We start from the raw sequence: 21,278 nt of genomic DNA, 5'->3' as shown, positions 1-21,278 counted from the left end.
GTTCTCCTAGATTGCCTTACCGAAAGAAAAGATGTTTTCCAGCGAATGCATGATGCGGTCGAGAATGAAACCGATGATGCCGATCGTGAACACGGCCACCATGATTTTGCTCAACGAATGAGAACTGCCGTTCTGGAATTCGTCCCAGACAAATTTCCCCAGTCCGGGGTTTTGCGCCAGCATCTCGGCGGCGATCAGCACCATCCAGCCGACCCCCAGCGACAGACGCATGCCGGTAAAGATATAAGGCAACGCCGACGGCAAGATGATTTTCTTGATCTGGGTGCTGTAATTCAAACGCAACACTCTGCCGACATTGACCAGGTCCTGCTCGACCGAGGATACGCCTACGGCCGTATTGATCAGTGTGGGCCACAACGAACAAAGAGTGACGGTAATCGCCGAGGTCAGAAAGCTTTTTTCGAACCAGGAGTCGTCGTTGGTGACGTACACCGCGCTGACGATCAATGTCACGATAGGCAGCCAGGCCAGCGGCGAGACCGGCTTGAACACCTGGATCAGCGGATTCAGCGCGATATTGAAGACCCGGTTCATGCCGCACAAGATACCCAGCGGCACGGCGACGAAGATCGCCAGCAGAAATCCGGAAAAAACGGTATACAGGCTGGTGACGATCTGATCCAGATAAGTCGGCTTGCCCGTATAAGAACGGATTTTGACTGTCGCGTTCGGATTCCTGGCCAGCTTTTTCTCGTTCCGCTTATGCTGCCGTTCATAGAAGGCGGCTTCTTTTTCCCGCTCGGCGTAATGGTCTTCGATTAACGAATCGACCTCCTCCCAGACGGCGACCGGCCCAGGCAAAGCGCCCAAGCTGGTTTGTATTTGTTGCGCCACGGCATTCCACAACATCAGAAACCCGATAAATGCAACGACCGGAACGCCCATTGCCATCCATAACGCTTTGATTTGCTGCCGAGGATTGTCCCCGTTGCAGATTCTGACGACCGGCACGAACCAAGTCAGTCCCGTGATAGTAAAAAACTTGATCAATTTATTATTCATCTTTTCACCCGTTTGGCGTTGCTTCTGAAAAAAGGGCACATCCAGGTGCCAAAAGACTTCCTTGTACTACCGAGAACACCACTAACGAAAAATCATTTATTAAAACAAGGACTACTCGACCACCTTGCCGTCGACAACGCGTTGCTTCCCCTTCAGACCGATGGCAAACTTGGCCAAGTATTCGTTCGGCTTGCTGCCGTCATAGACGATGCCGTCGATGAATTCGCTTTGCGGCGGCTTGAAACCGCTTTCGTCATCCGCTGGAAAGTCAGCGGCCTTGGCCTTGCCTTCGGCGATCAACTCCTTCGCGGCGGCCATGTAGATGTCGGGACGGTAAACTTTTTTCGCGATATTCCTATACCAGCTGTCCGGCTTGTATTCGTTGATTTGCCCCCACCGGCGCATTTGCGTCAGATACCAGATCGCATCGCTGTAATAGGGATAGGTGGCGTTATAGCGGAAGAAGACGTTGAAGTCGGGCAAAGGACGCTTGTCGCCTTTTTCGTATTCGAATGTGCCGGTCATACTGTTGGCGATGACCTCGTAATCGGCCCCGACATAGGCGCTGTCGGACAGAATCTTGACCGCCTCCGGACGATTTTTATTGTTGTCCGCGTCCAGCCACATCGCCGCCCTGATCAGGGATTTGACGACGGCCAGATGGGTGTTGGGGTATTTGTCCGCCCATGCCTTGCTGACGCCGAATACTTTTTCCGGGTTGTCTTTCCAGATTTCGTAGTCGGTCACGACTGGAACGCCGATGCCCTTGAACACGGCCTGTTGGTTCCAGGGCTCGCCGACGCAGTAACCGTAAATCGTCCCCGCCTCCAAGGTCGCCGGCATTTGCGGCGGCGGCGTCACCGACAGCAAGGCATCGGCGTTTATTTGACCGCTGATATCTTGCGGAGGCGCATAATAGCCCGGCTGAATGCCTCCGGCGGCCAGCCAATAGCGCAATTCGTAGTTGTGGGTCGATACCGGGAAAACCATGCCCATGTTAAATGGCTTGCCCTCCGCCTTGTATTTGTCGACCACCGGCTTCAGGGCGCTGGCCTTGATGGGATGCACCGGCTTACCGTCCGCCATCGACACATGCGCTTTCATCTGTCGCCAAATGCCGTTGGAAACGGTAATGCCGTTGCCGTTCAGATCCATGCTGAAGGCCGTGATCACATCCGCTTTGGTGCCGAAGCCGATCGTGGCGCCCAACGGCTGTCCCGCCAGCATATGCGCGCCGTCCAGCTCGCCGTTGATGACCCGGTCCAGTAACACCTTCCAGTTGGCCTGGGCCTCCAACTGGACATACAAACCTTCGTCCTCGAAAAAGCCCTTTTCATAGGCGATGGCCAACGGCGCCATGTCGGTCAGTTTAATGAAGCCGAATTTCAGTTCTTCCTTCTCGATGTTCTCGACCGCGCCGGCCTGTCCCGACCAGCAGATCGCGGCTGCCGTCGTTAAAGCGCATAACCATTGTGTCGCTGGGTTGCCTTGATATGTTTTCATAAATCTCTCGCAGTTGATTTCCAAAAAAAAAGGCGTCATCGGATACCGGGAGATATCCTGATGACGCCTTTGTCGTGGTTGTCCTGCTACGGACTGCAAATTTAGCTTCGACGATGAAGCGGTTGCCTTAAGTTATGCAGCAGCTATGCCAGATTAAGAAAAACTGTTCGAATAAAGCGAGAAAATCATTGATAAACAGAATCTTACGTTTTTACTTACAGTCATTCCAATAAACAGAATAAGGTTTGCGCACACCGGGTTGTTTCTCATCACTAACCAATTTGGTGCGCCCGGCACTATGTTGCAGCAGAACCATGCCAACCATTGCCGCGCGCAATTTCTTTCCCGCCCTCTTCGGCCGACATTATTTGGCGCATTTGAATTGTTGACTGTATCGAGTTTGAATCAACCAGCGCAGACGTATTGCGAGTCGCACCCCACAGGCGGTTGTTTATTTAGATGAGCAAATCGGCGAAAAATGGAATGGCTAAAGTGTTTTTAACATTAACATTAGAGTCAGATTAAGCGTGATTCGATCAGGAAGCCTTGATACTAACAATCAATATAAAGGGTAAAGCTCGGCATGAAGTGACCGAAGGAGAAATATCGTCCCATTGGTGGGGCGCCATCCCCTCACATGCATTCTTCACTATTACTAGACCAGGGTCTCAGGGTTTGGTCAGCGATTTTCCAATCGACAAAAAGACTACGAAAGCATTTTAAACTTGTGATAAAGGAAAATACCGGTAATAAACGAACCAAAATTGTGCATAAGCACAATTTTAGCGCGCACGGAATGCTTAAGCGAAATGAAAACGAAACTTCCACATAGTTAAAAGTCACATATTAACAAAGACATAGAACAAAATCTTTATGTTGGCATCATAACTGCATTTGCTAGGGCACATTGATTCCATACACTTATTTGTTGATTAAAGCACTGGCGCTTTAACCCTTCGCGGGGTTAAAGCGCTTTTTTTTTGCCCGAAGGTTTTTTTGAACGCACTTGCGCAAGTCCCGGTCGCGGCATTGAGGGACTTGAGCCGGTAATGATGAGATCGCTTTCCCGGCAACATGAAAATGGTTTTACGGCATCTTTGTTTTGAACCGATAAGTGTGTTGCAAAGATTCTGAAAGCACGCGGCACCGGGATGCCATGCCTGGCGATTGATAGAGAGGTTTGTATTATGAACGCGAAACAAACACTGGTAGTGATAGGAAACGGAATGGTCGGCCAGCATTTTTTGACTACCCTGGTCAACAGCGGAGCAAGCCGCCAATACGACATCGTGACCTTCTGCGAGGAAACCCGCCCGGCTTACGACCGGGTGCATCTGTCGGAATATTTCAGCGGCAAGAGCGCGAAGGATCTTTCACTGGTGGAAGACGGCTTCTTCGAGCGGGAAGGCATCGAAATCCATCTGGGCGACCGGGCGGTCAAAATTGACCAGGTACAGCGGCTGGTTCATTCCGCGAAAGGTCTGGCCATTCGTTACGACAAAGTCGTGTTGGCGACCGGCTCTTATCCGTTCGTACCGCCTATTCCCGGTCACGATCGGGAACAATGTTTGGTTTACCGTACCATCGAGGATTTGGAGGCGATTACGGAATGCGCCAAAAATGCTCGGGTTGGCGTTGTCGTCGGCGGCGGGCTGTTAGGACTGGAAGCGGCCAAGGCGTTGACCGACTTGGGTCTGCAGACTCACGTGGTGGAATTCGCGCCGCGTTTGATGGCGGTGCAATTGGACGACGGCGGCGGCGCGATGCTGAGGAAGAAAATCGAGGCTTTGGGCGTGACGGTGCATACTAGCAAAAACACCGGCAATATTGCCGAAGGCGAACGACATGCTTTGAAAATGGAGTTCGCGGACGGCGAAACTCTGGAGACCGATTTGATCCTGTTTTCCGCGGGCATCAGGCCGCGCGACGACATCGCCCGCCACAGCGGCCTCGAAGTCGGTCCGCGCGGAGGTATCGTCATCGACGACGAATGCAAGACGTCGAACCCGGATATTTACGCCATCGGCGAATGCGCGTTATGGAACGGACGCATATTCGGCCTGGTCGCGCCCGGTTACACGATGGCCCGCGCCGTGGTCGCCAATCTAACCGGAAAAGCGGAGCGCTTTCAAGGCGCCGACATGAGCACCAAGTTGAAACTGATGGGGGTCGATGTCGCCAGTATCGGCGATGCCCATGCGCAAAGCCAGGGCGCCTTGGTTTATACCTATCAAAACGACTCCGACGAGGTGTACAAACGCCTGGTGGTCAGCGCGGACAAGAAGCGTTTGTTGGGGGCCGTTTTGGTGGGCGATGCGTCCGCCTATAGCACCTTGTTGCAATATTGCCTGAACGGCATCGAGTTGCCGGACAATCCCGATTCGTTAATCTTGCCTGCGCGATCCGGCGAATCGGCGGGACTGGGCCCGGATGCCTTGCCGGCATCGGCGCAGATCTGTTCCTGCCACGACGTCTCCAAGGGCCAAATTTGCCAAGCGATCGAAAATGGCTGCACCAGCGTGCCCGCATTGAAAAACGGCACCAAGGCAGGCACGGGCTGCGGCGGATGCGTGCCGTTGTTAAAATCGGTATTGGATTGCGAGCTGAAAAAAGCCGGGATCGAGGTCAATACCGATATTTGCGAGCATTTCCCCTATTCCCGCCAGGATCTTTACAATCTGGTCATCGTCGAGGAAATCAAGACCTTCCACGAGTTGCTCGACAAGCACGGCCGGGGACGCGGCTGCGAAATCTGCCGCCAGGCGGTCGGCTCGATTCTGGCCTCCTATTGGAACGAGTATATCTTGAAAAAAGAGCATATCGGTCTGCAGGATACCAACGACATTTTTCTCGCCAACATGCAGAAGGACGGCTCCTATTCCGTCGTTCCCCGGGTACCGGGCGGCGAGATCACGCCGGATCAATTAATCGCCCTGGGCGGCGTCGCGAAAAAATACCGCCTGTACAGCAAGATCACCGGCGGCCAGCGCGTCGACCTGTTCGGCGCGCGGGTCGAGCAATTGCCGGCGATCTGGCAGGAGTTGATCGACGCCGGGTTCGAGAGCGGACATGCCTACGGCAAATCGCTGCGCACGGTCAAATCCTGTGTCGGCAGTACCTGGTGCCGGTTCGGCGTCGACGACAGCGTCGGCCTGGCGATCGAACTGGAAAACCGTTACAAGGGACTGCGCGCGCCTCATAAAATCAAGTTCGCCGTGTCGGGCTGCACCCGGGAATGCGCCGAGGCGCAGGGCAAGGACATCGGCGTCATCGCCACCGAGGGCGGCTGGAACCTGTATGTCTGCGGCAATGGCGGCATGAAACCGCGCCATGCGGACTTGTTCGCCACCAACCTGGATAAGGAAACCCTGATCAAATACATCGACCGCGTGCTGATCTTTTACGTGCGCACCGCCGACCGCTTGCAGCGCACCTCGGTGTGGATGGAAAACATGGAAGGCGGGCTGGATTATCTGCGCGCGGTGGTGATCGACGACAAATTGGGTATTTGCGAGCAGTTGGAAGCGCAGATGCGGCATGTCGTCGCCACCTATCAATGCGAATGGAAAACGACCGTGCAGGACGAACAGAAACTCAAACGCTTCCGTCATTTCGTCAACAGCGACCGGCCGGACGACAACATTTTGTTCGTCGAGGAACGCGGACAGGTTCGCCCGGCCAACGAAAGCGAACGCGAACAACATCGTTCAAACGAGGAGGCTCTGGCATGACCGAATGGATCAATATTTGCGCCGTGGACGATCTGCAACCCGATTCTGGCGTCTGCGCCCTGGTTGGCGAACGGCAAATCGCCCTCTTTTATCTACCCAAGGAGCAATCCGTATTCGCGCTGGACAACCGTGACCCGTTTTCCCGGGCCAACGTCCTGTCGCGCGGCATGATCGGCGATTTGCAGGGCGAACCGATGGTGGCCTCGCCGATGTATAAACAACATTTCAGCCTGCGGACGGGCGCGTGCCTCGAGGACGCCTCGGTCAAACTGCAAACTTACGATGCCCGCATCGATAACCGACGTGTGCAAATTGCCCTGGGGAGCGACTGATGCGTTATAAATACTTCATAACAGACGTGTTTACCCGAGAGCTGTTCGGGGGCGCGCAGATTGCCGTAGTTCCCCGGGCCGACGGATTGTCCGACGAGCAAATGGCGGCGATCGCCAAGGAGTTTGCGCTGACCGAAACGGTGTTCGTCTTTCATCCCGAAACCAATACGGAACGGCGCTTCATGCGCACCTTCACCCCTCATGGCGAGATCGATTTCGCCGGCCATCCGATTATCGCGACGGCTTATGTGCTCGGGCATTGCGGCGACATCCAACTCAACGAACCGGTAACGCATCGGGTTTTCGAACAAAAATCGGGTCCGGTCGATGTCAACATATCGGCCAGCGGCGGCCGGCCCACATTGGTGCAATTCACCCGCAAAGTCGCTTCGGTGGTCGACCGCTTCGCCCCCAGCGACCAGGAATTGGCCGGTTTCCTGTCATTGCTGGTTTCGGATCTCGATCATAAAAAATACGCGCCCAGGCTGGTCTCGTGCGGATTTCCCTTTCTGGTCGTGCCGGTATGGAATTACGCCAGCGTGCGCAAGGCCCGGTTCAACTACGCGACCTGGAGCCAATCGGTGGCGCCGCAGACAGCGGCTCAGGAAATTTTGCTGTTCGCGCCTAAAACCCCCTATCCGGACGCCGACTTCAATCTGCGCCTGCTCGGGCCGAACATCGGCCTGCATGAAGACCCGCCCGTGGGTAACGCCATCCCGGCCTTTGCCGCCTACCTCTGTTCTTTCGACTTTACCCGTAAGGGGACTTACACCTTTGCCGTGGACCGGGGCGATGCGGAAAGCCGGCGCAGCGTGTTGAACATCGAAATGGACAATAAAGGCGAGGCATTGTTGCCGCTGCGCGTGGGCGGGGAAGCGGTGATTTTCGCCGAAGGCACCCTATTTGTTTGATCCATTTTCAATAGGAATGAATATTGCTTTCGAGCAAATCAATTGCTATTCAGGAACGCGTCATGCCCGTATTCGTAATCAACCTGTTCAGCCTGCGAGGCAAAATGAAAATTTTGCACATGAGCTGGCTGGCTTTTTTGATCAGTTTTATCGTCTGGTTCAATCATGCGCCGTTGATGCTGATGATTCAGCAGGATGTCGGTTTGACGCAATTGGAGGTCAACATCATCTTGTTGTTGAATGTGGCGTTGACGATTCCGGCACGCTTGCTGGTGGGCGTACTGGTCGACCGCTATGGCGCCCGCCTCAGCTACAGCGTGTTGCTGGCTGTCTGCAGCCTGCCGTGCTTCCTGTTCGCGCTGGCCGACAGTTTCGCTCAATTGGCCTGGGCGCGTTTTCTGTTGGGCGGCATCGGGGCCGGCTTCGTCGTCGGCATACGCATTATCGGCGACTGGTTCCCCTCGCGGCAAATGGGCACCGCCGAGGGCATTTATGCCGGCTGGGGCAACTGCGGTTCGGCCGTCGCCGCGATGCTGCTGCCGGGGCTGGCTTTGTATTTCGGCGGCGAAAACGGCTGGCGCTTCGCCATCGCCCTGACCGGCTTGTTATCGTTGGGTTTTGCCGGCCTTTATTATGTCAACGTCAGCAACCTGCCGGATGAAAAGCATTTTCTGCAGCGCGGCCCCACGGCGATTCTCGAAGTTTCCAGTATTCGCGATTTGTTCTTGTATATCTTCGCCATCGCTCCCCTGTACGGGGCGTTGTCGTTGCTGGTCTGGAAACTGTCCCGCCCGGAAATGGCGTTGTTATCGGACTTTTGGGTCGTCACGACCAATCTGCTGATTTGGAGCGTGTTCTTTTACCACGCCTACAAAGCGGTCGATTTGAATGCGGAACGTCTCAACCAACCGGTGGCGATCGTCCACCGTTTCAAATTCAACCAGGTGTTGGTGCTGGGCCTACTGTATTTGGCGACATTCGGCTCCAAGCTGGCGGTGGTGTCGATGTTGCCGATTTTTTTCTATCAGACCTTCAACGCCACGCAACAGATCACCCTGGTCGACGCCGGCCTATTGGCGGCCTGTTTCGTGTTGTTGAATCTGGTCGCCCGGCCGGTGGGCGGCTGGTTGAGCGATAGGTTTGGCCGTAAATCGACGTTGACCCTGTATTGTGCAGGCTTGACCCTCAGCTACGTCTTGATGTCGCAAATCTCGCCGAATTGGCCGATTGCTCTGGCAGTTGCCGTGACGTTGCTCTGTTCGGTCTTTCTGCAAGGCGCGGAAGGCGCGGTATTCGCAGTGGTGCCCTTGGTCAAGCGTTCCATGACGGGGCAAATCGCCGGCATCGTCGGCGCCTATGGCAATGCCGGAACCATTCTGTTTCTGGTGATCCTGACCTTCGTGCCGGCCTCGAGTTTTTTCCTGATTCTGGCCTTGTTCTGCTTGCTGTCGCTGGGGGCCGTCGTGTTTCTGGATGAGCCGAAAAGCGTGATCACCGAAATCATGCCCGACGGAACGCTGGCCGTTATCGAACTGGATTGAGTCATGAGCAAGTTGAACGTGTTGGTGGCCAACGAGTTGGAGGATGACGACGTATTGCAGCAAATCCTGCAAAAATGCGGTTACGAGGTCGCCGTGTTGAATCTGAACGGCTTGGAATTGTCCGAGGTCGTCAATACCCTGAACCCGGACATCGTGATCCTAAATCTATACCGCCCCGAAAATACCGTCCTGCGGCAGGTCATCGCCATCAACCAGCATCGCCAGGCCGTACCGGTCATCATGTTCGCCGAGGACCAGAGCACCGATACCATCAACAAGGTGATCAAGGCCGGCGTCAGCGCCTATATCGTCGACGGTTTCGAGGCCAAGCGCATCAAGGCGATCGTGGACATCGCCATGGCCCGCTTCAAGGAACAGCAGGCATTGAAGCGGGAATTGGAAAAAACCAAAAACCGGCTCGAGGAACGCAAGGATATCGACAAGGCCAAGGCCTTGTTGATCAAGACCCAGGATTATTCGGAAGAACAGGCTTACCATGCGTTACGCAAACTGGCCATGGAACGGAGCCTGACGATCGGCGAAATGGCGAAAAACGTGCTGGCGATGGCCGACCTGTTGCACCAGAATAGCACACAATAACGGTGCACGCGCACCATCAAGGCGAGGCCGGCCTGTCGCCGCGAATGACCGGCCCGGCTTGCATTGTGCGTACGATAGCCCGCGCGGCTAATCGAACAATACTTTTTTTAAGAATAGTTCGCTGGCCTGGATAATGCATCAACATTGAGGCTAACGAAAGCTCCTGTGTTAGGCAATGGCGCCTTATCTCCCGGCAAGGGGGATAAGGCGTTTTTTTTTGGGTGAAACGTTATGAAAGAAAAACTCGTTGTCATCGGTAACGGCATGGCCGGGATGCGCTGCATCGAAGAGTTGCTGGGTATCGCGGCGGATAAATTCGCGATTACGGTGTTCGGAGCGGAGCCCTACGGAAATTACAATCGCATCCTGTTGACTCCGGTCCTGTATGGCGGCAAACGGATCGAAGATATTATGATTCACGACCTGGCTTGGTATCGTGAGCACCGAATCGTATTGCGTTGCGGTCCCGAGCAAGAAATCATTGCGATCGATCGCGACAAACGCCTCGTCATTGCGCGGGACGGCAGCCGCACACATTACGATCGTCTGCTGATCGCCACCGGCTCCCGCTCGCATATCCTGCCGATCCCCGGCGCGGGAGTCGAAGGCGTCATCGGTTTCCGCGATATCGCCGACGTCGAATACATGATCGACCGGTCGCGGACGCATGAACATGCCGTCGTGTTGGGCGGCGGCCTGCTCGGGCTGGAAGCCGCCAACGGTTTGCTGCAACGCGGCATGCGGGTAACGGTCGTCAACCGCGCCAAACATATTCTCAACAAGCAACTGGATGAATGCGCGGCGGCAATGCTGCAGAAGGAATTGGAAGCGAAAGGAGTACGATTCCGCCTCGGCACGACGATAAGCACGGTCACCAATGACGACAAGCATATCACCGGGGTCGTACTCGACGACGGCAGCGAATTGCCGGCAAACCTTTTAATCATGGCGACAGGCATCGTGCCGAATATCGAACTGGCGCAATCGGCCGGTTTGCGCTGCGAGCGCGGCATTATCGTCAAAGATAGCTTGCTGACCAGCGATGAGCGGGTGTATGCGATTGGCGAATGCGTGCAGCACAGAGGCGAATTGTTCGGCTTGGTCGCGCCGGTCTATCAACAAGCCAAGGTATGCGCCCGAAATCTCGCCGGCGAAAACCAGGCCGCCTTCAGGTCGATCGCCCCGGCTACCGCATTGAAAGTGAGCGGCATCAACCTGTTTTCGATCGGCGATTATCGCGGAGACGAAAATACCGAGATTCAATTATTGATCGACCATGCCCGGCGCATTTACCGCAAGATCGTCTTGCGGAATAACACGATTGTCGGGATGCTAATGTACGGCGACACGAGCGAAAGCGCATGGTTCCAACAGTTGATCCGGGATAATGTGGATGTTTCCCGCATGCGGGACGGTTTGATTTTCGGCAAATCGGCTCCAGCCGAAGCCCAATGAAACATGCGGAATTGAAGACATGAATGAAAATAGCATTAAAACCACTTGCCCCTACTGCGGCGTCGGCTGCGGCGTGGAAGCCGAGATCGAAGATGCCGGAACGCGCAAAATAAAGATACGCGGCGATAAAGACCATCCGGCCAACTACGGCCGTTTGTGTTCCAAAGGCTCCGCCCTGGCAGACACGGTAACGCTGGAGGGGCGCCTGCTCTATCCGGAAATCCGAGGGCAACGTTGCAGTTGGGACCGGGCATTGACGCACGTCGCAACCGGATTTAACGAGGTCATCGCCAAGCATGGCCCGGATGCCGTGGCCTTTTATGTGTCCGGCCAATTGCTGACGGAAGATTATTATGTCGCCAATAAACTGATGAAAGGTTTCATCGGTTCGGCCAATATCGACACCAACTCGCGCTTGTGCATGTCGTCCGCCGTGGTCGGTTATAAACGCGCCTTCGGATCGGATACCGTGCCCGGCAATTACGAGGACCTGGAATTGGCCGATTTTCTGGTTTTGATCGGTTCCAACGCCGCCTGGTGCCACCCGGTCGCCTTTCAACGTATCCACAAGGCCAAGGAAAACAATCCGGCCCTGAAGGTCGTCGTCATCGACCCCCGACTGACGGACAGCTGCGACCTAGCCGACCTGCATTTGCCGTTGCGGCCCGGCACCGATGTCCGCCTGTTTAACGGCTTACTGTGCTATTTGGCCGATCACAATGGCCTGAACAGGGAATTTATCGAGGCGCATACCGATGGCTTTACCTCGGCTTTGCGGGCCGCGCGCGGCGATGCCGGAGATTTGACCTCGGTGGCCGAACATTGCGGTTTGCCGCAGACGGATTTATTGCAGTTTTATGCTTGGTTCATGCACTTCGACAAGACGGTCAGCCTGTATTCGCAGGGGGTCAATCAATCCAGTTCCGGCTCCGATAAATGCAATGCGATCATCAATTGTCATCTGGCCACCGGACGCATCGGCAAACCGGGCGCCTCGCCGTTCTCGTTGACCGGCCAACCCAACGCCATGGGGGGACGCGAAGTCGGCGGGCTGGCCAATACCTTGGCCGCGCATATGGACCTGGACAATCCCCAGCATGTGCGGCGACTTGCCCGCTTCTGGAACAGCGATCGCGTGGCCGACCGCGAGGGACTCAAAGCCGTCGAACTTTTCGACGCGGTGGCATCCGGCAAGGTCAAGGCTGTCTGGATCATGGCGACCAACCCCGTCGTTAGTTTGCCTAATGCCGACGCTGTCAAACAGGCCTTAAGCAAGTGCGAATTGGTGGTCGTGTCGGACTGTATCGCCGCCACCGACACCACGGCTTGGGCCGACGTCAAACTCCCCGCCGCCGGTTGGAGCGAAAAGGATGGCACGGTCACCAACTGCGAAAGACGGATTTCGAGACAACGCCCCCTGTTTCCGTCAAGCGGCGAGGCGCGGCCGGATTGGTGGATCATTTGCCAAGTCGCCCGACGCATGGGTTTCGGCGAGGCGTTCAATTTCGCCTCCAGCGCGGAGATATTCCGCGAACACGCGGCATTGTCGGCCTTCGAAAACGACGATACTCATGGCAGACGTGCGTTCAATCTGGCGGGACTCGGCGAATTGTCGGACCTGGAATACGAGCGCTTGAAGCCGGTACAATGGCCGGTTGCCGAGAAAACGAAAGCGGGCGCCTCCCGCATGTTCGGCGACGGTCGTTTTCTCACCGCCAACGGCAAAGCCCAATTCGTTCCGTTGAGTTGGAAAGCGCCTGTCAATCCGCCTACCGACAATTTTCCTTTTATTCTGAATACCGGCCGGATTCGGGATCAATGGCATACCATGACCCGAACCGGCTTGTCGCCTCGCTTGAACGCCCACAGAACCGAACCGTTCGTAGAAATGAATCCGACCGACGCCGAGCTAGCCAATATCGAAGACGGCAGCCTGGCCCTGATCGTCAGCCGTTGGGGCAATATGCTTGGGCGCGCCAGCATCACCCCGAAACAGAAACCGGGCAGTTTGTTCGTACCGATGCATTGGACGGAACAGTTGTGTAGCCGGGGACGGGTCGGCGCGCTGGTCAATCCCGTTGTCGACCCCTTTTCCGGCCAACCGGAAAGCAAGCATACGCCGGCGTGGTTGTCTCCCTTCGTCGCCCGCCATTATCTGTTTATCCTGAGCCGTCAGGCATTGCAATTACCGCCATTCGACTATCGCGTCAAGGTGAAGGGAAACGGCTATTGGCTCTATCACCTCGCCACCAGGACCCCTCACGACGACCTGTCCCATTGGGCGCGATCGTTGCTGCCGGAGGCCAATCCAGAACGGTTACCGGAATGGATAGAATATGAAGACCAGGCGGCCGGCATTTACCGGGCAGCGCAGATCGGCGGCGACCGCTTGCAAAGCTGCGTCTTCGTCTCCGACCATTGGCGCCTGCCCGATACCGGTTGGTTGCAGAACCTGTTCGACAAACCGCAATTAAACCAGGCGGAAAGATTGAGCCTGTTAAGCGGCAAACCGTCGCAAGGACAAGCCGATGTCGGTAAAACGGTCTGCGCTTGCTTCAATATCGGCGAAAAAACGATTCTCGATGCGATCGAGAAACAGAAATTAACGGATGTCGAAGCGATAGGCCGAAATCTCGGCGCGGGAACCGGCTGCGGCTCCTGCCTGGCCGAATTAAGAGAATTGTTACGCGCATGAAAGGATTATCCGATCGTCATACCGCACAATAGGGGCTGTAAACGCCTATTGCCAGTCATTCTTTCCCGTCCGCAAAAAAAACATGCGCCTGGTCCAAACTGGGTTCAATCGTGGGATCTATACTATTCGCATCAAAATTCGGTTTTTATGGACCCTCATTCAGCCTTCTCCCGAAAGAGGGCGTCGTAAAACCCCAATTTCTTTGATTTACCACTGGAAACCGGCCGTATTTTCCACGGTCGGCGAAGTTGGCAAGTCAGTAGTGTAACTCAGCCAAATGTCGACCATTCGGTCAAACGAGCTCATAAACCGGCTAAGCCAATGATATAAAGCACGAAAAAGAGCTGCCACTAAGGCGCGGCTCAGATTGTAAGCCATGGCGTGCAAGGCGAACTCTACTTTGACACCCGCCAAACCTTTACGGCGAAAGCGATTCAAACCTTGGCGACCGCGTAGCTGACTGAAGACGGGCTCCACCATGGCCTGCCGCTGTCGATAGCGTTGCCGAGGTTCGGGCTGGTCCATTTTCAGGCGCAGGGCTTCTTTTTGGGTATCGCTGTCATAGCGTTTGAGGGTGCGACCACTCTCGCTACGCGTGCATTGGGATTTCAGCGGGCAGTCTGAACAGGCATCGCAGGCGTAGACGGTATAAGCGCGGCCACTTTTACCGCCTTTGCAGGTGTGACGGCGAGTCAAGCGTTGTTGCCCCGGACAGCGATAGGTGTCGTCGTCGGCCTGATAAATAAAGCGGCTTTTGGGGATTTGTTTGTTGGATTGTTTGTTCCAATCGTCTCCTTCACTTTGGCCTTCCGGACAAAGCAATTCGATGTTGTGTTGCTCAGCAGTATCCAAGACGCCATTGCTGAAATAGCCAGCATCGAACAGAGCTGTTTCGACGCCTCCCATGGCTTGGGCGCGATCCAGTAAGCCCGGCACCACCTCGGTTTCGCTGGAAGGATGAACGTCGCAAGCCACGATCACTCGATTGTCGTTCGCCAATACCGACGGTTTATAACTGCCGCGAAAGTCTTTGGAGTTCTTTTGCGGCTGTAATACCGCCTCCGGCTCGTTGCTTTGTACTTGGGTCTTGGCCGGATCTTTGCCTTTGGCGGCTTGTTTTTGCTGGCGAGACTTTAGCTCGGCTTGGGCTTGTTCCAATAGGTTCAACCGCTTGCTTGCCGCTGCATCGTCGGGTTTGGCTTGCGCGGCTTCCTGCGCTTGCGCCAAGGCTTGCTTGAGCGCTTCTTCCTTCATCAATTGAAACCGGGAGGACATGGCTTCGATCACGGTACCGTCGCCCGCCAACGTCGTCGTGCCTGAGCCTGTGACTTTCAAAGTACGACGCGCCAGTTGATCGAAAAATTCGGTCGTCAATGATTCGGCATGCTGATGGACGAAACGGCCAATGACTGAGTGATCCGGCATGATACCGCCACTTAGCCACCAACACCCCACATCGGCTCGAGCTAAACGCTCCAAGTCGCGCAGGCTGCTGATGCCTTGTAACAGGCCGTAGAGAATAATCCCCACCATCGCACGTGGCGCATACGGCGGACGCCCGCCGGGCCGATAACGGGCTTCGAACTCGGCGAAGGATAGCGATTGCAGGAAGGGGCGCAATTTCAACGGGATGGTTAAGCCGGCGTGCTCCAGATGTTCGCCGAGCGGTTTACCGTTGATCGATAAGCCGCGCGGGTCGGGCGCTTCAAAACGGGCCATCGGTTCGCTCGAGATCGATTGAGCGATCAACTCAGGTAACGGTTCAACCTCGCATTCATCGAATAGCGAATATTGCTTGGCGCTATACAATGTCCTGACGGGTCTAATGTTCACTTCGGCTGCCATTGATCTATTTCTAATAGGTTTGGATAGGGTTATTTTACCGTATGTAGCTGGTTGGGGGGCTTTTACGACAGCCTCCGAAAGGAGAAGGTGTCAATGTGGCGAATTTTGATGCGATGACTATATTTTTGATGGGTAGTCAGAATATGTCTATAGTTATTCAACCAAGCAATTCATTGTCTAATACCTAAATCAACGCTCAGTCAATCATCCGAACAACTTCATGTCACATTCCAGCTCTCTGAAGGCCGTTACCTACGCGTTCTCCGCCAATCTGGGCATTGCCATCGCCAAGACCTTTGCCGCGCTCTGGACCGGTTCCGGTTCGTTGTTGGCCGAGGCCATTCATTCCTTTGCCGATTGCGGCAACCAGGTGATGTTGTTCGTCGGCATGAAACGCTCGCAAAAACAGGCGACGGCGAAACATCCGATGGGATATGGCCGGGAATCCTATATCTGGTCGATGATGGTCGCGTTCACGTTGTTTTCGGTCGGCGGCGTGTTTTCCGTCTATGAGGGCTGGCAACGCTATACCAATCCGCATGAGCTGGAGAATGCCGGCATCGCCGTCGCCATTTTGTTGATCGCCTCGGGGCTGGAATACTTTTCATTGAAAGGCGCGTTGACGGCCATGGCGCCGGAACAAGGCGAGCGCAGCCTGTGGCGATGGTTCCGGGAAACCCATTCCAGCGAACTGATGGTAGTCGTCGGCGAGGACTTGGCGGCATTGACCGGGCTCGTCATCGCCTTGGTCATGCTCAGCCTGGCCCTGCTCACCGGCAACACCGGCTTCGACGCGGCCGGCTCGATGCTGATCGGGCTGTTGCTGATCGCCGTCGCTATCTTAGTCGGGAAGGAAGTGCATTCCTTACTGCTCGGCGAAAGCGATGAAACCATCAGACAAGAAATCCAACGCTATCTGGAAACCCATCCCAGCGTCGCAAAGGTTCTGAACCTGTGGGCCATCAACCATGGCAACAATGTCATGGTGGCGATCAAGGCCGAACTGCAGGGCGACCTGAAGGTGCAGGAGGCGGTACGGGAGATCAACGCCATCGAACGGCAAATCAAGCAAACCCACAACAGGGTTAAATGGGTGTTCTTCGAAATCGATAATGCCGATTGATTTTCGCTCCAAATTACCCGGAATTGCGGTTTTTTGATAACCTCGAATCCGCAGAATGATTTTGACGGACACGCTGGCACTTAGTAAGCGCTACTTGTTTTTCGCACAACCGCACCTATTGGTTTATATCAACCACCCTATTTCGGTTCATATCCACCATTTGTGGATATGAACCACGCCTGTCTTCTCATACCAACTTTACAAAATTCACATAATCAATAGGTTAAAAATCTCCCTCCTATTGGCACAACCCTTGCAGATGTATCTAAGGTTAGTAACTTATGGGAAAGAGATCGTGAATAATTCATCCGTAACAAGCTCTCTGTCACTCACCGGCCTGGCCGGTTTGAAAAAACACTGGCGTGATGACCTGCTTTCCGGGTTCCAGATATTTTTGATCGCCCTTCCTTTGTGTTTGGGTATCGCGATGGCGTCCGGCCTGCCGCCGATGGCCGGCATCATCAGCGCCATCGTCGGCGGCATGTTCGTATCCAGAGTCAACGGCTCGTTCGTCACGATCACAGGTCCCGCCGCCGGCCTGATCGTCGTGATATTGGATGCCGTTACCACATTGGGCGAAGGCGACCCGACCGCAGGTTATTACTATACCCTGGCCGCCATCGTCGTCGCCGGCGTGCTGCAATTGATCATGGGGTATTTCAAGGTCGGAACGCTCAGTTCGTTTTTCCCGACATCGGTGGTGCATGGCATGTTGACCGCGATCGGCATCATCATTATGACCAAGCAAGTCCATGTCATGCTGGGGGTAACGCCGGAATCCGGCAGTCTGTTCTCGACCATGGCGCAGATCCCTCACAGCTTTTTGAATATGAACGCGGAAATCGGCGTCATCGGCATCTTCGGCCTGTTGCTTTTGATTTTATGGAACCGCCTCAGCCATCCGTGGCTAAAGAAAATTCCGGCGCCGATCTTGGTCGTCTTGCTGGGCATCGGCCTGGGCACTTATTTCGATCTGCAACACCAGCATATTTTCCACCTGCCCCAACAACTGGAAATGTTGACCAGGAATACGTTGCACGACGGCCAGGTCGGACCGAGCTATTTGGTTGCGATTTCCAATCACTTTATGTCCAGTTTTCATCTGCCCGACTTCGGCAAATTTTTTACCGTGGAATTCTGGGTAGCTGTCGTCAGCATCTGTCTGGTAGGCAGTCTGGAAAGCGTACTCAGCACCGTGGCGGTAGACAAACTCGACCCTTATAAACGCCATTCCAATCTGGACAAGGATCTGGCCGCGATCGGCGCAGGTAACGCCCTGTCCGGCTTGATCGGCGGGTCGGCGATGATTTCGGAAATCGTCCGGAGTTCGGCCAATATCAATAACGGCGCCAAAACCGGCTGGGCCAATTTCTTTCATGGCTCGCTGATGCTGTTGTTCGTCGTGCTGTTTCCTCAGGTGATACACAGTATTCCGTTGGCGGCCCTCGCCGCACTACTGGTTTATACGGGTTTCCGTCTGGCCTCGCCTAAAGAATTCAGCAAGGTATTGAAAGTGGGCACGGAACAGTTTTTCATGTTTTGCGTCACGATCGTCGGCGTGCTGGCGACCGATCTGTTGATCGGGGTTGCGATCGGCATCGTGGTCAAATTACTCGTCCACATTATGCGCGGTGTCTGGTGGTCCAATTTGTTCAAAATCCATTTCACCGTTAGCGAAAGCGGCGAGGAATATATCGTGAAATTGCACGGCTCCGCCCTGTTCACCAACTTTCTCCCGCTGAAAAAAGCCATGGACAACCTTCCTAAAGGCAAACACATCACGATCAACTTAACCAACGGTTATCTGATCGACCATACCGTGATGGAATATCTGCATGATTTCATGCATGATTACGAAAGCCATGGCGGCTACTGCAAGCAAATCGGCGAGCCCATTCACACGTTCTCCAACCATGCACTGGCGGCGCGTCTGATGACCGAGGACGAGCGCCGTAACGGCCGTTCTTATAGCTAAGAGCAACCTTTGGTTTGGACCAAGCGATTGCGAAATCAAGCATTTGCGTAACGTCTTTGCACTATCGTTCCCGCGCTCTGCGTGGGAACTATATCGGGAAGTTATTGTTAGCATAAACCTCAGCGCCATTCCACAGAGGCACGGGACGCTAATCGTCCTTTTTTGCATTCCCACACCGGAGTGTATAAACGATGAATACCTACTTCAAATCTTACGGACACCATTATGATTCTATTGCTGGCCTATGCGGCTGTACTGTTTAGCCTGCTGTCGGGCTTGCTGGCCTTGTTGCTGCGCCAACGCGACAAGGTCTTGAGCCTGGCCCAGGCTTGTTGCGCCAGACGACCGGAAACGCTACGCCGAATGGAAGGCTGGTTGGAGGCGGACAGATATCCTGATCGAATACGGCTGGGCTCGTTCATACTGCTGGGAATCGGCGCCGTGTTCGCGATCCTGGCCGGTCTTACGGTCATGCTAACCCAAGCCGCCGTCACCGACCGGCTCAGCCTCGGCCTGCCCTGGCTGCCCTGGCATGTGCGCTTCGATAGTCTGTCCGGTTTATTTTATCTGATCATAGGAATTGCCGTACTGGCCGTCAGTGCCTACGGCCCCGGTTATGTCAAGAACAACGACGAACAGGCCCACCCTTTCGCTGCGCTAGGTTTGTTCAGCGGCCTGTTCATCGCCGGCATGTTGTTGGTGCTGTTGGCCGACGACGCCTTCTTTTTCATGATCGCCTGGGAGTTGATGTCGGTCGCCAGTTATTTTCTGGTGGCGTTTCAACACGAAAATTCCGCCAACCGCCGCGCCGCCTTTCTCTATCTGATCATGGCCGAAGTCGGCGCGATCATGATTATCCTGGCCTTCGGCGTGCTGGCCGCCTTCGCCGACGGCTTTACCTTCGACGCGCTAAGACAAGCCAACCTGTCCGCCACTTGGACCAGCATCGCCTTCGTGTTGGCCCTGCTCGGTTTCGGCATGAAGGCCGGCCTGGTGCCTATCCATGTTTGGCTGCCGGAAGCCCATCCGGTGGCGCCGTCGCATATTTCCGCCTTGATGAGCGGCGTGATGCTGAAAGTCGCTCTCTATGGCTTGGTTCGTTTCAGTTTCGATCTGCTCGGCGATATTCAATGGCAATGGGGCGTGGTGTTGATGATTCTGGGCGCACTGTCCGCCTTGGCCGGCATTCTTTACGCGCTGATGCAATCGAACCTGAAACGCCTGTTGGCCTATAGTTCGGTGGAGAACATCGGCATTATCTTCATGGTGCTGGGGCTGGCGATGATTTTTCTGGCCAACGGCCATCCGCAACTGGCGGCCCTGGGATTGGTGGCGGCCTTGCTGCACGCCTTTAACCATGCCCTGTTCAAGAATCTGCTGTTTCTCGGCGCAGGCATCATCCAGCACCAGGTGCATGACCTGGACATCGATGTCATGGGCGGCTTGATCAAACGCATGCCGCACACCAGCAAGCTGCTATTGATCGCCTGCATGAGCATTTCCTCCCTGCCCTTGTTCAACGGCTTCGTCTCGGAATGGCTGGCGTTTCAGACCGCCCTGCAGGTCGACGTGCTCGATAGCGGCGTGCTGCGCAGCCTGATCCCGGTCGCCGCCGCCGCATTGGCCTTGACCGCGGCGCTGGCGGCGGCTTGTTTCGTCAATCTTTACGGCATCGTATTTTTAGGTCAGGCGCGTTCCGCCCACAGCGCCAAGGCCAACGAATGCGGCGATAAGGGCATGCTGGCCGGCCTGTCTCTGTTGGCTGGCTTATGTTTCCTGTTCGGCGTCTTTCCGGCGCTGATCATCGATTTGCTCGACTCGATCAATCTGCAATTACTGGGACACACGCTACCGAACAACGACGCGGCCGACTGGCTGTGGCTGGCCCCGGTCAGCGCCGAACAAGCGTCGTATTCGGCGCCATTCGTGTTGGTCGGGGTATTGATCGCCGGCGGCATCAGCTTTCGCTATCTGCGCCGCGACCCCGCCATGGCCTTCCGCGAATCGGAGACCTGGGATTGCGGTTTCGGCGGGGTGACCGCGCGCATGCAATACAGCAGCAGCGCCTTCACGATGCCGTTCCGCCGCATCTTCGCCAAGGCCTGGCGGCAGGATGAAATCATCGACCGACAGGCCGGCGGCATGCCGTTGCAGGTCACCGATATCCATTATCAACTGCATATCGAGGACCACAGCTGGCCCAAGCTGTACCAGCCGATCGAGCGCGGCGTCAACCGCTCGGCCCGGCTGATCGGCCGCATCCAAACCGGCAATATCCGAACCTATCTGGCCTATTCGTTCGCCACCTTAATCTTTCTGCTTTGGGTTATCAGCTGATGAATGTCATACTCGCTTTCCTGCAAACGCTGTTGTTTATCGCCCTGGCGCCGCTGTTGGCCGGTTGGGTGAAATGGTGCAAATGCCATTTGCAGAACCGCAAGGCGCCGTCGTTGTTGCAGCCTTACCGCGACTTGCTCAACTAAACAACCACCCGCTCAAGCGGGTGGGTTCCAATAACGGACTGAAAGTCCGGATACGCGTCGA

The 21,278-nt window shown here is 55.2% G+C and carries 14 protein-coding genes; 11 read left to right on the top strand and 3 right to left on the bottom strand.

Annotation, left to right across the window (positions count from 1 at the left end):
• Positions 1 to 6: 6 nt before the first annotated feature.
• Positions 7 to 1,023: an ABC transporter permease gene (locus tag EP25_RS0118895; protein ID WP_031435304.1), complete on the bottom strand. Its 1,017-nt coding sequence runs from the start codon at positions 1,021 to 1,023 to the stop codon at positions 7 to 9.
• 111 nt (positions 1,024 to 1,134) lie between these two features.
• The gene (locus EP25_RS0118890; RefSeq protein WP_031435303.1) at positions 1,135 to 2,526 is read right to left on the bottom strand and encodes a CmpA/NrtA family ABC transporter substrate-binding protein; all 1,392 of its coding nucleotides are present in this window, start codon (positions 2,524 to 2,526) and stop codon (positions 1,135 to 1,137) included.
• A 1,187-nt stretch (positions 2,527 to 3,713) separates the two neighbouring features.
• Here EP25_RS0118890 and nirB point away from each other — a divergent pair.
• From nirB to EP25_RS0118855, 7 genes are all read left to right on the top strand, one after another.
• The gene (gene nirB, locus EP25_RS0118885) at positions 3,714 to 6,257 is read left to right on the top strand and encodes a nitrite reductase large subunit NirB (protein WP_031435302.1); all 2,544 of its coding nucleotides are present in this window, start codon (positions 3,714 to 3,716) and stop codon (positions 6,255 to 6,257) included.
• On the top strand, positions 6,254 to 6,589 hold the full coding sequence (gene nirD, locus EP25_RS0118880; protein ID WP_031435301.1) for a nitrite reductase small subunit NirD: 336 nt from the start codon (positions 6,254 to 6,256) through the stop codon (positions 6,587 to 6,589). The genes nirB and nirD overlap by 4 nt, the downstream gene beginning before the upstream one ends.
• A complete protein-coding gene (locus EP25_RS0118875; protein ID WP_031435300.1) occupies positions 6,589 to 7,500 on the top strand; it encodes a PhzF family phenazine biosynthesis protein in 912 nt (303 codons plus the stop codon). The genes nirD and EP25_RS0118875 overlap by 1 nt, the downstream gene beginning before the upstream one ends.
• 62 nt (positions 7,501 to 7,562) lie before the next feature.
• The gene (locus tag EP25_RS0118870) at positions 7,563 to 9,041 is read left to right on the top strand and encodes an MFS transporter (RefSeq protein WP_031435299.1); all 1,479 of its coding nucleotides are present in this window, start codon (positions 7,563 to 7,565) and stop codon (positions 9,039 to 9,041) included.
• Between the two features lie 3 nt (positions 9,042 to 9,044).
• Positions 9,045 to 9,641 (top strand): ANTAR domain-containing response regulator, encoded by a 597-nt coding sequence (locus tag EP25_RS0118865; protein ID WP_031435298.1) that lies wholly within the window; start codon positions 9,045 to 9,047, stop codon positions 9,639 to 9,641.
• A gap of 231 nt (positions 9,642 to 9,872) precedes the next feature.
• On the top strand, positions 9,873 to 11,096 hold the full coding sequence (locus EP25_RS22190) for an NAD(P)/FAD-dependent oxidoreductase (RefSeq protein ID WP_051906894.1): 1,224 nt from the start codon (positions 9,873 to 9,875) through the stop codon (positions 11,094 to 11,096).
• A gap of 19 nt (positions 11,097 to 11,115) precedes the next feature.
• Positions 11,116 to 13,791 carry a nitrate reductase gene (locus EP25_RS0118855; RefSeq protein ID WP_031435747.1) on the top strand — a complete coding sequence of 892 codons (2,676 nt, stop codon included), beginning with the start codon at positions 11,116 to 11,118 and terminating at the stop codon, positions 13,789 to 13,791.
• Between the two features lie 207 nt (positions 13,792 to 13,998).
• On the opposite strand, the gene EP25_RS0118850 is transcribed toward EP25_RS0118855, so the two are convergent.
• Entirely contained in the window at positions 13,999 to 15,636 is a 1,638-nt protein-coding gene (locus EP25_RS0118850; RefSeq protein WP_051906322.1) for an IS1182 family transposase, read from the bottom strand.
• A 220-nt stretch (positions 15,637 to 15,856) separates the two neighbouring features.
• Between EP25_RS0118850 and EP25_RS0118845 the strand changes: the two genes are divergently transcribed.
• The 4 genes from EP25_RS0118845 (at position 15,857) to EP25_RS23300 (ending at position 21,217) form a co-directional block, all read left to right on the top strand.
• On the top strand, positions 15,857 to 16,759 hold the full coding sequence (locus EP25_RS0118845) for a cation diffusion facilitator family transporter (RefSeq protein WP_031435297.1): 903 nt from the start codon (positions 15,857 to 15,859) through the stop codon (positions 16,757 to 16,759).
• A 259-nt stretch (positions 16,760 to 17,018) separates the two neighbouring features.
• Complete coding sequence (locus EP25_RS0118840; protein WP_051906892.1) at positions 17,019 to 18,734, top strand: SulP family inorganic anion transporter; 1,716 nt, start codon at positions 17,019 to 17,021, stop codon at positions 18,732 to 18,734.
• A 225-nt stretch (positions 18,735 to 18,959) separates the two neighbouring features.
• Complete coding sequence (gene hyfB / locus EP25_RS0118835; RefSeq protein WP_031435295.1) at positions 18,960 to 21,071, top strand: hydrogenase 4 subunit B; 2,112 nt, start codon at positions 18,960 to 18,962, stop codon at positions 21,069 to 21,071.
• The gene (locus tag EP25_RS23300) at positions 21,071 to 21,217 is read left to right on the top strand and encodes a hypothetical protein (protein ID WP_235185953.1); all 147 of its coding nucleotides are present in this window, start codon (positions 21,071 to 21,073) and stop codon (positions 21,215 to 21,217) included. Before hyfB ends, EP25_RS23300 begins: the two co-directional genes overlap by 1 nt.
• Positions 21,218 to 21,278 lie beyond the last annotated feature (61 nt).

It is taken from the genome of Methylomarinum vadi, from assembly GCF_000733935.1.
Taxonomy (GTDB): domain Bacteria; phylum Pseudomonadota; class Gammaproteobacteria; order Methylococcales; family Methylomonadaceae; genus Methylomarinum; species Methylomarinum vadi.
Note: the sequence above shows the minus strand (reverse complement) of the source record. Positions and strands in the feature narration are given on the sequence as shown.

What these genes read in the sequence shown, in the direction of transcription:
- EP25_RS0118895 (WP_031435304.1), bottom strand. Translation starts at nt 1,023, where the DNA reads ATGAATAATAAATTGATCAAGTTTTTTACTATCACGGGACTGACTTGG.
- EP25_RS0118890 (WP_031435303.1), bottom strand. Translation starts at nt 2,526, where the DNA reads ATGAAAACATATCAAGGCAACCCAGCGACACAATGGTTATGCGCTTTA.
- nirB (WP_031435302.1), top strand. Translation starts at nt 3,714, where the DNA reads ATGAACGCGAAACAAACACTGGTAGTGATAGGAAACGGAATGGTCGGC.
- nirD (WP_031435301.1), top strand. Translation starts at nt 6,254, where the DNA reads ATGACCGAATGGATCAATATTTGCGCCGTGGACGATCTGCAACCCGAT.
- EP25_RS0118875 (WP_031435300.1), top strand. Translation starts at nt 6,589, where the DNA reads ATGCGTTATAAATACTTCATAACAGACGTGTTTACCCGAGAGCTGTTC.
- EP25_RS0118870 (WP_031435299.1), top strand. Translation starts at nt 7,563, where the DNA reads ATGCCCGTATTCGTAATCAACCTGTTCAGCCTGCGAGGCAAAATGAAA.
- EP25_RS0118865 (WP_031435298.1), top strand. Translation starts at nt 9,045, where the DNA reads ATGAGCAAGTTGAACGTGTTGGTGGCCAACGAGTTGGAGGATGACGAC.
- EP25_RS22190 (WP_051906894.1), top strand. Translation starts at nt 9,873, where the DNA reads ATGAAAGAAAAACTCGTTGTCATCGGTAACGGCATGGCCGGGATGCGC.
- EP25_RS0118855 (WP_031435747.1), top strand. Translation starts at nt 11,116, where the DNA reads ATGAATGAAAATAGCATTAAAACCACTTGCCCCTACTGCGGCGTCGGC.
- EP25_RS0118850 (WP_051906322.1), bottom strand. Translation starts at nt 15,636, where the DNA reads ATGGCAGCCGAAGTGAACATTAGACCCGTCAGGACATTGTATAGCGCC.
- EP25_RS0118845 (WP_031435297.1), top strand. Translation starts at nt 15,857, where the DNA reads ATGTCACATTCCAGCTCTCTGAAGGCCGTTACCTACGCGTTCTCCGCC.
- EP25_RS0118840 (WP_051906892.1), top strand. Translation starts at nt 17,019, where the DNA reads ATGTATCTAAGGTTAGTAACTTATGGGAAAGAGATCGTGAATAATTCA.
- hyfB (WP_031435295.1), top strand. Translation starts at nt 18,960, where the DNA reads ATGATTCTATTGCTGGCCTATGCGGCTGTACTGTTTAGCCTGCTGTCG.
- EP25_RS23300 (WP_235185953.1), top strand. Translation starts at nt 21,071, where the DNA reads ATGAATGTCATACTCGCTTTCCTGCAAACGCTGTTGTTTATCGCCCTG.